Origin of the sequence: Streptomyces sp. NBC_00554, assembly GCF_041431135.1 — a bacterium.
GTDB lineage: Bacteria > Actinomycetota > Actinomycetes > Streptomycetales > Streptomycetaceae > Streptomyces.
The window spans coordinates 6320745-6334200 of the sequence record NZ_CP107799.1; the positions used below are offsets into that span (position 1 = coordinate 6320745).

Genomic DNA, 13456 nt, shown 5'->3' on the forward strand with positions numbered 1-13456 from the left:
GGAACAGACCTCAGAGGAAGCCGCGGAAGCCGTGGACATACGACTCGTGGTGCTCGACATGGCCGGCACCACCGTCGCCGACGGCGGGCTCGTCGAGCGGGCATTCGCCACAGCCGCGCGGGAGTTGGGCGTCGAGCCGGACTCCGCCGACCACGCGGCGAAGCTCGACCACGTCCGCGCCACCATGGGCGAGTCCAAGATCTCCGTCTTCCGCCAGCTGTTCGGGGAGGAGGCGCTCGCCCAGCGGGCCAACTCCGCCTTCGAGAAGGCGTACGGGGAGCTCGTCGACGAGGGGCTCATCGCACCGATCGACGGGGCGCGCGAGGCGATCGAGGAACTCGCCGGGTCCGGGCGGACGGTCGTGCTGACCACCGGATTCGCCCGGGTCACCCAGGACGCCATCCTCGACGCCCTGGGATGGCGGGAGTTGGTGCCGCTCACGCTGTGTCCCGCCGACGCCGGAGGGCGCGGGCGGCCGTACCCCGACATGGTGCTCGAGGCGTTCCTGCGGACGCGGGCCGCGGAGGGCGTGCGGCAGGTCGCAGTCGTGGGCGACACCTCGTACGACATGCTCAGCGGCGTACGCGCCGGGGCCGGGGTCGTCGCCGGAGTGCTCACCGGGGCGCACGGGGGCGCGGCGCTGCGGGCGGCGGGGGCCACGGCCGTCCTCGGGTCCGTCGCCGAACTGCCCTCCCTGCTCGGGGGAGTCGGGTCATGAGCGGTGGCATCCGCTTCGAGAACGTGTCCGTCGCGTACGGCGGGACCACCGTCCTCGACTCGCTCGACCTCACCGTCGAGCCCGGCGAGGTCATGGCGCTGCTCGGGCCCTCCGGGTCCGGGAAGACGACCGCGTTGCGTGCGGTCGCCGGGTTCGTGCGGCCTGTTTCCGGGCGGGTGTTCCTCGGCGGGCGTGACGTCACCGACGAGCCGCCGTACCGGCGGGGGATCGGGATGGTCGTGCAGCAGTACGCGCTGTTCCCGCACATGCGGGTCGCGGACAACGTGGCCTTCGGGCTGAAGGCGCAGAAGGTCGCCCGGGCCGAGATTCCCGCGCGGGTCGCCGACGCGCTGGAGATGACCGGGATGGGGGAGTTCGCGCGGCGGTATCCGCGTGAGCTGTCCGGGGGGCAGCAGCAACGGGTCGCTATCGCGCGGGCGTTGGCCGTACGGCCGGGGGTGCTGCTGCTCGATGAGCCGCTGTCCGCGCTGGACGCGCAGCTGCGGTCGGGGATGTTGGGGGAACTTGCCCGGCTGCACCGGGAGTTGCCCGACGTTTCGATTCTGTACGTCACCCATGACCAGGTGGAGGCGTTGACCCTGGCGGATCGGATTGCCGTCATGGATCGGGCTCGGTTGAGGGACTGCGGTACGCCGCGTGAGCTGTACCGCAGTCCGCGTACGGAGTTCACGGCGTCGTTCGTGGGGAACGCCAACTTGCTTCCCGTGACCGTCGGTTCGGGTGTCGTCGCCTTTGCCGGTGCCGAGCTCAAGGTCGACACCGTTGACGCGGTGAGTGGGGCCTCGGCCACCCTCTGTGTACGGCCTCACCTTGTCGGGCTGGGGGCCGGGCCCAACCAGATCGTCGGGACCGTCAGTGAGGTTCAGTGGAGGGGGTCCACACATCGGCTGTACGTCGATGTGGGGGGCCACCGGGTGATGGCGGACCTGCGTGAGCTGCGGGAGCCTCCGGCGTACGGGGACTCTGTGACGCTGCACTTCGCGCCGGAGGATGCGGTGTTGCTGTCTGCAGGGGTGGCCCATGGGTAGGTCCAGTGACCCTCCGATGGAAAGTGACCCGGCGCCGGTGGCTGTGCCCACCCGTTCCGCCCTGCGGAACGATTGCCCACAGCAGGACGAGCCGGCCGGGCCAGCCGGGCGGGACCAGCGGGCCAGCCGCGACCAGCGGGACGAGCAGGGCCAGCGGGACGGGCGGGCTCCGCAGGTCCTGCGGAGCCCGCGAGGCCTGCGGAGCCCGCGAGGCCCGCGGAGCCTGCGGGACCCGCAGGCCCTCCGGAACCGTTGGGGCCAGCCGTACCTCTGGGCCCTACCCCCCATCGCCACCCTCTCCCTCCTCTTCCTCTACCCCCTCGCCCTTGTCATCCAGCAGTCCCTCCACCCCGACACCGGCGGCACCTCCCTCCAGCCCTACGCCGATGTCTTTGCGTCGTCCTCCTTCCGGGAGGCGTTGTGGACCACCGTCTGGCTGGCCGTTGCCGCCACCGTCGGGTGTCTGGTCCTCGGATTCGTCCTCGCGCTGGTGATCGCGTTCGTGCCGTTTCCCGGCGGGAAGGCCGTTGCCAAGTTCATCGACGTGTTTCTGTCCTTCCCGTCCTTTCTGATCACGCTCGCCCTTCTCTTCATCTACGGCACGGTCGGGATGGCCAACGGGCTGTGGACGGACGCGACCGGGGCGGCCGACGGGCCGTTTCAGTTCCTCGCCACTCCCTGGGGGGTGCTGCTCGCCGAGATCACGTACTTCACGCCGTTCGTGATGCGTCCGCTGCTCGGGGCGTTCTCGCAGATGGACACCGCGCAGGTGGAGGTGGCGAGTTCGCTCGGTGCGCGGCCCGCTCGCATCGTCGGGCGGGTGATCCTTCCGGAGGTGGGGCCCGCGCTCGCGGCCGGCGGCAGCCTCGTACTCGTGCTGTGTCTGAACGAGTTCGGGATCGTGCTGTTCACCGGGGCGAAGGGCGTCACGACGCTGCCGATGCTCGTCTACAGCAAGGCGATGCTCGAGTCGGACTACCCCGGCGCGTGTGTCGTGGCCGTCGTCAACGTCCTCATATCCGTGGGGCTCTACGGGATCTACCGGGTGGTGAGCCGTCGTGCTGGTGCATAGCCGTGGAGGGAAGTGGGCCACGTGGGGGATGTTCTTCCTCCTCTTCCTGCCGCTCTTCGCGCTTCCGCTCCTCGTGATCCTCGCCGCGTCGTTCGCCACGAACTGGTCGAGCGTGCTGCCGTCCGAGTTCACGACCGGGCACTACTCCGCCGCCACTCGCGGTGAGTCCCTCCAGGCCCTCACCACCAGCCTGGTCACGGCCGTCACGGCGAGTCTGCTGGCGCTCGCCGTCGGGACCTGGGCCGCTCTCGCGGCGCACGCCCTGCCGAGGCGGGCGCGACGGGTGCTCGACGCGCTGTTCGTGCTGCCCGTCGCCGTGCCGTCCGTCGTCGTCGGGCTCGCGATCCTGGTCGCGTTCTCCAAGCCGCCGCTGCTGCTCAACGGCACTCGGTGGATCGTCATCCTGGCGCACGCCGTTCTTGTCACGGCGTTCGCCCATCAGTCGGTCTCGGCGGCGATCGTGCGCCTTGACCCGGCGTACGAACAGGCCGCCGCCTCCCTCGGCGCCCGGCCCTCGTACGTGCTGTGGCGGGTGCGGCTGCCGCTGCTGCTGCCCTCGCTGACAGCAGCGGCGGGGCTCTGCTTCGCCCTGTCCATGGGCGAGTTGAGCGCCACGATGATGCTCTACCCGCCGGACTGGACCCCGCTGCCGGTCCAGATCTACGCGGCCACCGACCGCGGCGCCCTCTTCACCGGCTCCGCCCTCGCGGTCGTCCTCATGACCGCCACGCTGCTCGTCCTCTTCGCCGTCTCCCGGATCCGCACCAAAGCGACCTATCGCTGACGCTCACCCATCAACTCACGACAATCTGTAGGGAGTTCACCTCGCCATGCTCAAAAACACGCACCTCAAGCCGGTCACCGCCGTTCTCGGCGCTCTCACCCTCGCCGCCACCCTCACCGCCTGCGGCGGCGACTCCGCCGCCTCCGACGAGAAGGTCGTCACCGTGTACAGCGCGGACGGCCTCAAGGGCGAGAACGGCGACGGCTGGTACGACCAGGTCTTCAAGGACTTCGAGAAGGAGACCGGGATCAAGGTCGAGTACGTCGAGGGCGGTTCGGGAGAGATGGTCCAGCGCGCCGTCCGGGAGAAGACGAACCCGCAGGCCGACGTGCTCGTGACGCTGCCCCCGTTCATCCAGCAGGCCGACGGCAAGGGGCTGCTCCAGACGTACGCGCCCAAGGGCTCCGACCAGGTCGACGGCGCCGACAAGGCCGCCGACGCCACCTGGACCTCCGTCGTCAACAACTACTTCGGCTTCGTCTACAACAAGAAGGAGCTGAGCCAGGCACCCACGACCTGGGACGAACTGCTCGACGCCGAGTACAAGAACAAGCTCCAGTACTCGACGCCCGGCGTCGCCGGCGACGGAACCGCCGTACTCATCAAGGCGATCCACGACTTCGGCGGCAAGGACGCGGCGCTGGAGTACCTGAAGAAGCTCCAGACGAACAACGTCGGGCCCTCCGCCTCCACGGGCAAGCTCGCACCCAAGGTCGACAAGGGCGAACTGCTCGTCGCGAACGGCGACGTCCAGATGAACTACGCGCAGTCCAAGTCCATGCCGAACCTGGCCATCTGGTTCCCGCGGGCCACCGGCACGGCAGCCTCGGACGCGGGAGAGCCGACCACCTTCGCGCTGCCGTACGCCGCCGGACTCGTCACCGGCGCCCCGCACACCGAGAACGGCAAGAAGCTCCTCGACTACATGCTGACCGCGAAGGCGCAGCAGCAGGTCAGCGAGATCGGCGGCGGCTTCTCCGCGCGCAAGGACATCAAGGCCACCGACGCGAACGCCATCGCCCTCACCAAGCTGATGGACGGCGTGGAGATCTTCGAACCGGACTGGACCGACATCGACAAGAACCTCACGTCGTACGTCGAGGACTGGAAGACCGCGACCGGCAGCTGATCGCGGACGATCGCTACCCTGGGGCTACGCAGCACCGCGCACGTCAAGCCACCGCGCACGTCAAGCACCGCGCAAGCGCACAAGCACGCGCACGTCAGGAGACCCGCACATGTCAGAGCGCAAGCCCATCGAATCGTGGCTCACCGACATGGACGGTGTCCTCATCCACGAAGGTGTGCCGATCCCCGGCGCCGACGCCTTCATCAAGAAGCTGCGGGAGTCCGGGAAGCCCTTCCTGGTGCTCACCAACAACTCGATCTACACCGCCCGTGACCTGCACGCCAGGCTCCAGCGCATGGGCCTGGACGTGCCGGTCGAGAACATCTGGACCTCCGCCCTGGCCGCGGCCAGGTTCCTGGAGGACCAGCGGCCGGGCGGCACGGCGTACGTCATCGGCGAGGCGGGCCTGACCACGGCGCTGCACGACATCGGGTACGTGCTGACGGACCACGAACCCGATTACGTGGTCCTCGGCGAGACCCGTACGTACTCCTTCGAGGCCATGACCAAGGCGGTCCGGCTGATCAAGGGCGGTGCCCGTTTCATCGCCACCAACCCCGACGAGACCGGCCCGTCCGCGGAGGGCCCGCTGCCCGCCACCGGCGCGGTCGCCGCGCTGATCACCAAGGCGACCGGCAAGCAGCCGTACTTCGCGGGCAAGCCGAACCCGCTGATGATGCGGACCGGCCTGAACGCGATCGGGGCGCACTCCGAGACCAGCGCGATGATCGGCGACCGGATGGACACGGACGTCCTGGCCGGCCTCGAGGCGGGGATGGAGACGTTCCTGGTGCTCACGGGGCTGACCACACCCGCCGAGATCGAGCAGTACCCGTACCGCCCCTCGAAGATCGTGAACTCGATCGCGGATCTGGTCGACCGGATCTGAACCACTACCCCGGCGTGACCTGGGCGATCTAAACCATTCAGGACCCGTACGGAGCAGTCGTGACCCTCTGGAGATGCGCCCCGGCGCCCCGAGGAGGAGTCTCCAGGTATCTGGAGGTTCACGATGCGCTCACTGCGAATCACTCTCTGTGCCGGGGCGGTGGTGGCGGCCGCGCTCGCTCCCGCCGCCTACGCGGCCGACGCGGGCGTCTGGGTGACCCCGGCTTCCCCGGCCCCCGGCAGCGACATCCAGCTGCGGGCGACGGGGTGCGCGGGGCAGACCGGCACCGCGAAATCGGCCGCGTTCGTCGCGGACGCGCAGCTCACGGGCAAGGACGGCGCACTCGTCGGCGACAGCCGTGTGCCCACCTCGCTCAAGTCCGGCACCTACGACATCAAGGTCAGCTGCGACGGCTACGACGACAAGGTCAAGGGCACGGTCACCGTCGCGGCAGGCGGCGGCCCCAGCCCCTCCGCCCCCGCCTCGCCGGTCGCGCCCGTGCACGCGGGCGGCGGCGGTACCGCGCACCTCGCCCTGGTGGACGCCCGTGAGACGGGCCCCGGCACCCGGCAGGCGGTGATCGGCCTGGTCCTCGCGAGTGTCGCGGCCGTGGCCGTGGCGGTCCGCAGCGCCCGCCGGAGCCGTCACGGCGAGGCCCGCGACTGACATGTCCGACAAGGAGCGCTCCTCCGCTGCCGGGCGCCTGCTCACGGGTGTCGCCTGGGCGGTACTGCTGCTCGGGCTCTGGCTGTGGGGCCGCGAGGTGACGGACGTACGGCAGGGGATATCGGCGCCGACCACCGGGGACATGGCGGCGGTCGGCAGACCGCCCGAGGTGCAACTGCCGCCTGCGAAGCGGCCGTTGGGGGACGCGAAACCGCAGCGCCTCGACATCCCCTCGATGGGGGTGCAGGCGCCCGTCGTGGCCCGCGGACTCGATCCGCAGGGCGCGATCGATCCGCCGCCCTTCGACCAGCCGGGTGTGGTCGGCTGGTACGGCGCCGGGGCGAAACCGGGGGCGGCCGGGACCGCGCTCCTTGTGGGGCACGTCGACACCGAGACCCGGCCCGCGGTCTTCTACAAGCTCAGCGCGGTACGGCCGGGCGAGACCGTCCGGGTGATCCGCGACGACGGGACGGTCGCCGAGTTCACCGTGGACGACGTACGGGTCCTCTCCCGCGACCAGTTCGACGCCCAACAGGCCTACGGGACACGGCAGTCGGGCCGCGCGGAGCTGAGGCTCATCACCTGCGGCGGCACCTTCGACGCGACGAGCCGCACCTATACGGCGAACGTGATCGTGTCGGCGTACCTCACCGGAAGCGGACTCTGAGCCCACCGGGGTCACACGGGCGGCGAATTACCTGGCCCGGTCGACGACCGCTCCCCCGGAGCCGCCGACCGGGCTGGTCCTCGACCGCGCGCGCACGGGCTGCGGGAGTAACCCGGCGTCCGGCACGGGAGGTACTGGGACCAATCCGCGAATATCGCGGTCCGGCCAACTGGCCAGGGGCTGGGGCCGTTTGAGGCAACTGTAGAGGGGATCAGCGTTCCGGCCTAGAGGCTGTTTGACGCCAAGTCGACAGCCGGTGTCGCTGCGTAATCCGCGCAGGTGGACCGCGCCTTATCGGGCCGTTTCCGGGCCCCCGCCCAGCTCGTCGCGGTCCACCGACCCCTCGATCACTCCCGTCGCGACCTCGTCGAGCGGCAGCCGGTGCCGGCGCGCGTACTGGCGCAGCGTGAGGAACGCCTGATCGACCCCGGTGCTCCAGCGCTCGGCGAGCATGCCCTTCGCCTGCTCGATGCGTACGCGGCTGGACAGGGCGCCCTGCAACTGCCCCGCCAGGGTGCGGTACTGGTCGTACACCCGGTGGTTCTGCAGCCCGACGGCCGCCGCGTCGGCGAGGACCTGGGCCAGCCGCACACTCCAGTCGTCCTCGGGCGGGTCGGTGTGCTCGGGCAGGGTGGGCACGAAGACGTTGAGCGCGCCGAGCAGGGTCTCCCGGCGGCGCAGCGGGACCGCGAAGGTCGAGGCGATGTCGTGGCGCAGTGCCCGCTCCGTGAAGTCGGGCCAGCGGGAGGCGGCATGGGCGACGCTGATCGCGACTGGCGGGACCGGCCGTCCCGTGCCGTAGCTGTCCAGGCAGGGTCCGCCCTGATGCTGGACGGCCATCAGGTCGAGCGCGATCTCCTGCCGGCGGCTGCTCACCGCGAGGGACACCGCCTGGCCGCCGTCGATCAGCATGACACCGGCGGCCCGCGCACCCAGGATCTCCACGACGTGATCGGACAGGCGCTGCAGATAGTGCTCGGCGTCGAAACTGTCGGACAGCGTGTCCGAGGCCTCAAGAAGGGCCGATGCCAGCAGCGTTTCCCGGGTACTCAGGTGCATGTCCCTACCCCGATTCCGTTGTCCCGCGCCTTCCCGCTCAGCCCGTGCCTACCCGGAGGCCCGGAGCTGTAACAGCTCTCCACCAAGGGGTGGGCGATCTCGTGGGCGGCGCGAGACCTATGTCAGGATTGACCCTTCGGACGAGTACACCCAAGGGGGAGTTGGATGTACGGCAGTAGGCAGGCGGTGGCAGTGGCGGGGGCGGCACTGCTGCTCGCGGGGTGTTTCTCCTCGGGGGGCGACGGCGAGAAGGACAACAACTCCGGTGCCAAGGTCACACAACAGCCCAAGAACTCGGACCCGTTCTGGGTCAACCCGGACGGGAACGCGGCCGCGCAGGTCGCCGCGTACGTGAAGGCAGGCAAGGACGACGACGCCGAGCAGATCCGCAAGATCGCCCAGCAGCCGACCGGTGAGTGGATCGGTCCGGAGAACCCGGAGCAGGAGGCGCGCGGCTTCACCGAGGCCGCCGAGAAGGCCGACCGGGACGCGATCCTGGTCCTCTACAACATCCCGCACCGCGACTGCGGCCAGTTCTCGCAGGGCGGCGCCGCCGACGGCAACGCCTACCGGACCTGGATCGACGGGGTCGCCAAGGGCATCGAGGACCGGCCCGCCACGGTGATCCTGGAGCCGGACGCCGTCCTGCACCTGGTCAACCAGTGCACCCCGGAGGAGTTCCACGAGGAGCGCTACGACCTCCTCAAGGGCGCCATCAGCACGCTCAAGGCCCTGAAGAACACGAAGGTGTACGTGGACGCGGGCAACGCGGGCTGGGGCCACCCCGACCAGATCTTCGAGCCGCTCCAGTGGGCGGGCATCGAGACGGCCGACGGCTTCGCGGTCAACGTCTCGAACTTCTACACGACCGCGGACTCCGTCGCGTACGGCAAGCAGCTCTCGGCGAAGGTCGGCGGCAAGCCCTTCGTCATCGACACCAGCCGCAACGGCAACGGGCCGTACACGCAGGGCGAGGCCGACGAGAACTGGTGCAACCCGCCGGGCCGCGCGCTGGGCGAGACTCCGACGACCAAGACCGTGGATCCGCTCGTCGACGCGTATCTGTGGGTCAAGCGGCCGGGGGAGTCGGACGGCGAGTGCAAGGGCGGGCCCAAGGCCGGTGAGTGGTGGGCGGATTACGCCCTGAAGCTGGCCGAGGCTTCCAAGTAGTTCGTACGTGACTGGGGGCGCCCTTCGAGGAGAAGGGCGCCCCCAGTCACGTAACTCTCAGGAGATCAGGGCACCTTGACCCACTGAGCCTTGCTGGGCGTCCCCTGATCATCCGTCACGAACAGCATGTACCAGCCGGATTCGACCAGGTTCCGGTTCTTCGGCACCGTCACCGTGATGCCGTCCTTCGTCTTCTTCAGGTCCAGCGCGATGGACCGCTGGTCGGTGTCGGTGACATGGGTGGACGCGCTCGGCCGGATCAGCCGGGCAGTCTTGATGGACGAGGCGTGCTGCGTCTTGAAGGTTCCCGAGGCGCCGCGGGCGATCGTCTCCGGGCCGTCGGAGAGCGTGGGCTGCGAGCCGTGGAACAGGTACGGCGGCGTGTAGATCTCGATGCGCTGCTCGAACACGCCGGGCTTGGTGTTGGCCTCGTCGGAGTAGAGCGAGTCCGAGCCGAAGAACATCACGCGGCCGTCGGGCAGCAGCAGCGAGCCCGAGTGGTAGTTGCGGCCCACCAGCGGGTCGGCGACCCGGTTCAGCTCGCCCGACTTCGCGTCGTAGATCCGCGCCTGGAGGATGTTGGAGTCGCCGCGCCCGCGGTAGTCCTCCGAGCCGCCCGAGATCAGCACGCTGTCGTCGGGGAGGATCGAGGACTGTGGGTAGCGGGTGCCCTTCTCCAGTGACGGCCCGTTCACGAACTTCGGGTCGTCCGCGAGCAGGTCGATGATCCGGGTCTTCTCGCTGGACTTGTTGGACTCGCCGACCCCGCCACCGCCGATGACCATGTACTTCTCGTCCTGCGCGGGCGGCAGCAGCACCGTCCCGGAGGTCTCCAGGAGGTTCGGGTCGCTCATACCGGGCAGCTTGGTGAACTTGTTGGTGTCCACGTCCCAGATACCGGGGTCGCGGCCCACGTCATCGGGGCCGTAACCCGCGTTCGAGCCGGAGTAGAAGAGCTCGCCGGACTGCATCAGGGAGATCGCCGGGTAGGTCGGGAACTGCCGGATGCCCTCGGTGTACGTCCACTTCTTGGTCTTCGGGTCGAAGACCTCGTTCTTGCCCGGTACCAGCTGGCCGATCTCGTCCAGACCGGAGAGGCTGAGGATCTTGCCGTCCGAGAGGGTGGTCAGCGTCGGGTACCAGCGGGCCTCGTTCATCGGGTCGACCTTGATGTACTTCTCGGCGACCGGATCGAACTCGTAGGCGTCCTTGATCCCCTGGAAGTCCTTCTTGTCCAGGGCGAGCTTCTCCGCTATGCCGTACGTGTTGCGGGCGTCGGTGCCGGTGAGGCCCTGGACGCGGTAGTTGTCCTGGGTGCCCGTCTCGTACTCGGTGCCGCTCTTCTGCGCCTCGACGTAGATACGGCCGAGGCCGGGGTCGTTGCGCAGGAACTCGCCGGTGTCCGGGTCGAAGACCTTCTTGGCGCGCGGGACGAGCACCGGGTCCTTCGACACGAAGGTCTTGCCGTTCTCCTTGCCCGTGAACTTGGTGCCCGCGGGCAGGGTGATCGGCTCGTCCGGGTTCTCGTTGTGCACGACCATCAGGCCGCCGGCCTTGGTGACGTCACCCTTCATCTTCTCGTAGCGCTTGGTGCCGCCCGCGATCAGCAGATTGCCGTTGGCGAGCTGGGTGTGGCCGGTGCAGAAGAGGTCGGCCGGTGTCGGGACCTTCTTGATGGTGCCCTCGACCGGGTCCCAGATCCGGGTGTCGAACTTCTTCGCGTCGAAGTTGTCCTGGTCGTTGCCGGAGCCCGCGATGAGCAGGATCTTGCCGGTGTGCAGCAGGGCCGCGTGGATGGTGTTCTGGCGGAACTCCTCGGGGAAGTCGATGACGTCCCAGTGGCCGTTCTCGGCCTTGTACTCCGGCTTGTTGATCTTGTACTGGTGGTACTGCTCCGTCCCGAAGCGATACAGCCACGGGCCGTTCATCCCGGCCAGCGCGAGAACCACCGCCGCGCCTATCGCAAGACGACGGGCACGGCGGCGGCTGGCACCGTCTTTCATTTCTTATGTCCCCCAAGGGAAATCTGCATGGTCTGGTCGTTCCCACCGTTCGCGGCGGCCCAGTGGGGCTTGTGCTGCGGGGCGTGCGGGCCGTGCTGCTCCTGCTGGGGAACCGAGGCCTGCGGTGGCAGCGGTACCGGCTCGGCGGCTTCCGCCGCGTGCTTGGGCTTCTTCCTGTCCTGCCGCATCGTCCAGCGCCAGGCGAAGATCGGCGAGGCGGTTATCAGCAGGGCGAAGGTGGCCCAGATGATCATCGCGGGGTGGGAGTGCCCGAGCAGGACGCCGGCGGTGATCGAGCCGGCGAAGACCAGGATGAAGAACAGGTGGATCCGGAAGGTCCCGAACAGTGTGTCGGGGCTCGCCGAGTCGCCCTTGGGGGTCACCACGAACTTGCTCTTGCGGCGCAGTACGGCGTCCATGAGCGAGCGGGCGTAGATCGGCGCCGAGAGGGCCGACATCATCATGCCCGCCACGCCGCCGCTGCCCTCGGGCTCGTGCGGCGAGACGTTGTGGCGGCGGTTCCAGATGTAGAGCCCGATCTGCAGGGCGGACGCGTTGCCGTACAGCATCAGCCAGACCGTCGGGTCGATGTTCACACCCGATGCGCCGAGGCCCAGGAACAGGGCGCAACTCAGCGCCGCGAGGATCCAGTTGAGGGCCGACATCGGGTAGAAGATGATCATCATCGTGTAGTTGAAGAGCTTGCTCGGCGGCAGCGAGTACCAGCCCTTCCAGTACTGCTTGAGGATCGTCTCGTACGTGCCCCGCGACCAGCGCAGCTGCTGGGTGAAGAAGTCCGTCCAGGCGTTGGGACCCTCGCCGACCGCGAGCACGTCCGGCGTGTAGACCGAGCGCCACTTCTTGCCGGTGGCCGGGTTCTTGGCGCGGTGGATCTCGAAGCCGGTCGCCATGTCCTCGGTGATCGAGTCGTACAGACCGCCGATCTGCTTCAGCGCCTTGATGCGTACGGCGTTGGAGGTGCCCACGAACATCGGGGAGCCGTAGGCGTTTCCGGCGCGCTGGATCAGGGCGTGGAAGAGGAACTGCTGCGACTCGGCGGCCTTGGTGATGACGTTGTCGTAGTTGCCGTACACCTGCGGGCCGATGACGAAGCCGACGTCCGGGTCGCGGAAGAAGCCGAGCATCCGCTCCAGGTAGTTGGGCAGCGGCACGTGGTCGGTGTCGACGGAGGCGAAGTAGTCGTAGTCGCCGCCGTGCGCGTCCAGCCAGGCGTTGTAGTTGCCGTGCTTGGTCTTGGCGCGGTGCGGGCCCTTGGGCATGTTCCACTTCGCGATGCCCTTGCGGGAGAAGTGGTGCACACCCAGGCGCGCGCAGACCTCCTTCACCTCCGGGTCGTCGCCCTCGTCCAGGAGCCAGATGTGCAGAAGACCCCGGTGGCGGATCTTGACGGCCGCCTCCAGGGTCTTCGTCACCATGGCGAGGGGCTCCTTGCCGGGTACGAACGAGGTGAGGAAGGCGACTCTCGTGCCGGTCTCGGGCACCACCGGGATGGGGTCGCGGGCGACCAGGGTGGCGTGCGCGTTCGACAGCACGTTCAGGCAGCGGAAGAGTTCGATCAGGCCGATCGAGACCAGCATCACGATGTCGAGGGCCGGCAGGAAGTCGTACGCGGGATAGTCGCGTTCCGTCCAGTGCGCGGGCTGGAGCAGCCAGGTCAGCAGCACCAGCGAGAGCAGCGGAGCGGCACCCAGCATGAGCGCGGCCCGTATGCGGTGCGGCTCCTGCGACAGCAGTGAGCGGTACTGCACCTTGTACGGCTTGTTCGGATCGGGCTGTGTGAGGGGTCCCGCGAGCCGGCTGTAGTGCTCGTAGTCGTATCTCGGCAGCGTCTTCTTGATCCTGCGGAAGCCGCCGGTCCGGTGCGACGGCACCCTGAGCTGGGTTGTTTCGGACGGGTCGAAGTTCTGCCGGGCGCCGGTCGGCGTCGACGTCATGAGTCATCCCCCCGCACGCGGATGCCCGCGTGTTCGTCGGTTCAGTCGTCCGCTCGGGTCCCCCTAGACCGTCCCGGACGCATCACTGGCAGGCCAGCGTCACCACATCATCTCCATAAGACAGACATGGAACGACGACCTTCCGGTTGCATGATGCCCCCCTCGGCATCTGTTCATGAACCGGGGCCCCCAACTTCCCCGTCATATACGCAACCGACCTTGCCCCCAACTGTCAGTTATCGACAGTCCCTTGAAGCCCAGGGTTCTACGCCTTACATCATGATCGCAAGATGCG

12 protein-coding genes are annotated in these 13456 nt (G+C 68.7%); 9 read left to right on the plus strand and 3 right to left on the minus strand.

The window, feature by feature from the left end:
- The first annotated feature begins 31 nt into the window (after positions 1-31).
- From OG266_RS27890 to OG266_RS27925, 8 genes are all read left to right on the plus strand, one after another.
- Positions 32-718: an HAD family hydrolase gene (locus OG266_RS27890; RefSeq protein WP_371548933.1), complete on the plus strand. Its 687-nt coding sequence runs from the start codon at positions 32-34 to the stop codon at positions 716-718.
- Entirely contained in the window at positions 715-1767 is a 1053-nt protein-coding gene (locus OG266_RS27895) for an ABC transporter ATP-binding protein (RefSeq protein ID WP_371548934.1), read from the plus strand. Before OG266_RS27890 ends, OG266_RS27895 begins: the two co-directional genes overlap by 4 nt.
- 223 nt (positions 1768-1990) lie before the next feature.
- On the plus strand, positions 1991-2839 hold the full coding sequence (locus OG266_RS27900) for a 2-aminoethylphosphonate ABC transporter permease subunit (RefSeq protein WP_371552986.1): 849 nt from the start codon (positions 1991-1993) through the stop codon (positions 2837-2839).
- The gene (locus OG266_RS27905) at positions 2826-3623 is read left to right on the plus strand and encodes an ABC transporter permease (RefSeq protein ID WP_371548935.1); all 798 of its coding nucleotides are present in this window, start codon (positions 2826-2828) and stop codon (positions 3621-3623) included. The genes OG266_RS27900 and OG266_RS27905 overlap by 14 nt, the downstream gene beginning before the upstream one ends.
- A 46-nt stretch (positions 3624-3669) precedes the next feature.
- A complete protein-coding gene (locus OG266_RS27910; protein WP_266461313.1) occupies positions 3670-4752 on the plus strand; it encodes a 2-aminoethylphosphonate ABC transporter substrate-binding protein in 1083 nt (360 codons plus the stop codon).
- A 109-nt stretch (positions 4753-4861) separates the two neighbouring features.
- Positions 4862-5641, plus strand: a complete 780-nt coding sequence (locus OG266_RS27915) for an HAD-IIA family hydrolase (protein WP_266461315.1) — start codon at positions 4862-4864, stop codon at positions 5639-5641.
- A 123-nt stretch (positions 5642-5764) separates the two neighbouring features.
- On the plus strand, positions 5765-6307 hold the full coding sequence (locus OG266_RS27920) for a hypothetical protein (protein WP_371548936.1): 543 nt from the start codon (positions 5765-5767) through the stop codon (positions 6305-6307).
- A 1-nt stretch (position 6308) separates the two neighbouring features.
- Positions 6309-6974 (plus strand): class F sortase, encoded by a 666-nt coding sequence (locus OG266_RS27925; protein WP_371548937.1) that lies wholly within the window; start codon positions 6309-6311, stop codon positions 6972-6974.
- A gap of 291 nt (positions 6975-7265) precedes the next feature.
- On the opposite strand, the gene OG266_RS27930 is transcribed toward OG266_RS27925, so the two are convergent.
- Positions 7266-8033, minus strand: coding sequence for a GAF and ANTAR domain-containing protein (locus tag OG266_RS27930; protein WP_266461324.1), 768 nt, complete (start codon positions 8031-8033; stop codon positions 7266-7268).
- A 165-nt stretch (positions 8034-8198) separates the two neighbouring features.
- On the opposite strand from OG266_RS27930, the gene OG266_RS27935 reads away from it, so the two are divergent.
- The gene (locus OG266_RS27935) at positions 8199-9203 is read left to right on the plus strand and encodes a glycoside hydrolase family 6 protein (RefSeq protein WP_371548938.1); all 1005 of its coding nucleotides are present in this window, start codon (positions 8199-8201) and stop codon (positions 9201-9203) included.
- A gap of 65 nt (positions 9204-9268) precedes the next feature.
- On the opposite strand, the gene OG266_RS27940 is transcribed toward OG266_RS27935, so the two are convergent.
- Positions 9269-11206, minus strand: a complete 1938-nt coding sequence (locus OG266_RS27940) for a kelch motif-containing protein (RefSeq protein ID WP_266461330.1) — start codon at positions 11204-11206, stop codon at positions 9269-9271.
- Entirely contained in the window at positions 11203-13161 is a 1959-nt protein-coding gene (locus OG266_RS27945; protein WP_371548939.1) for a glycosyltransferase family 2 protein, read from the minus strand. The genes OG266_RS27940 and OG266_RS27945 overlap by 4 nt, the downstream gene beginning before the upstream one ends.
- Positions 13162-13456 lie beyond the last annotated feature (295 nt).

Bases quoted from the DNA above. Each gene is read 5' to 3' on its own strand.
- OG266_RS27895 (WP_371548934.1), top strand. From the start codon at position 715: ATGAGCGGTGGCATCCGCTTCGAGAACGTGTCCGTCGCGTACGGCGGG.
- OG266_RS27910 (WP_266461313.1), top strand. From the start codon at position 3,670: ATGCTCAAAAACACGCACCTCAAGCCGGTCACCGCCGTTCTCGGCGCT.
- OG266_RS27915 (WP_266461315.1), top strand. From the start codon at position 4,862: ATGTCAGAGCGCAAGCCCATCGAATCGTGGCTCACCGACATGGACGGT.
- OG266_RS27920 (WP_371548936.1), top strand. From the start codon at position 5,765: ATGCGCTCACTGCGAATCACTCTCTGTGCCGGGGCGGTGGTGGCGGCC.
- OG266_RS27925 (WP_371548937.1), top strand. From the start codon at position 6,309: ATGTCCGACAAGGAGCGCTCCTCCGCTGCCGGGCGCCTGCTCACGGGT.
- OG266_RS27930 (WP_266461324.1), bottom strand. From the start codon at position 8,033: ATGCACCTGAGTACCCGGGAAACGCTGCTGGCATCGGCCCTTCTTGAG.
- OG266_RS27935 (WP_371548938.1), top strand. From the start codon at position 8,199: ATGTACGGCAGTAGGCAGGCGGTGGCAGTGGCGGGGGCGGCACTGCTG.
- OG266_RS27940 (WP_266461330.1), bottom strand. From the start codon at position 11,206: ATGAAAGACGGTGCCAGCCGCCGCCGTGCCCGTCGTCTTGCGATAGGC.
- OG266_RS27945 (WP_371548939.1), bottom strand. From the start codon at position 13,161: ATGACGTCGACGCCGACCGGCGCCCGGCAGAACTTCGACCCGTCCGAA.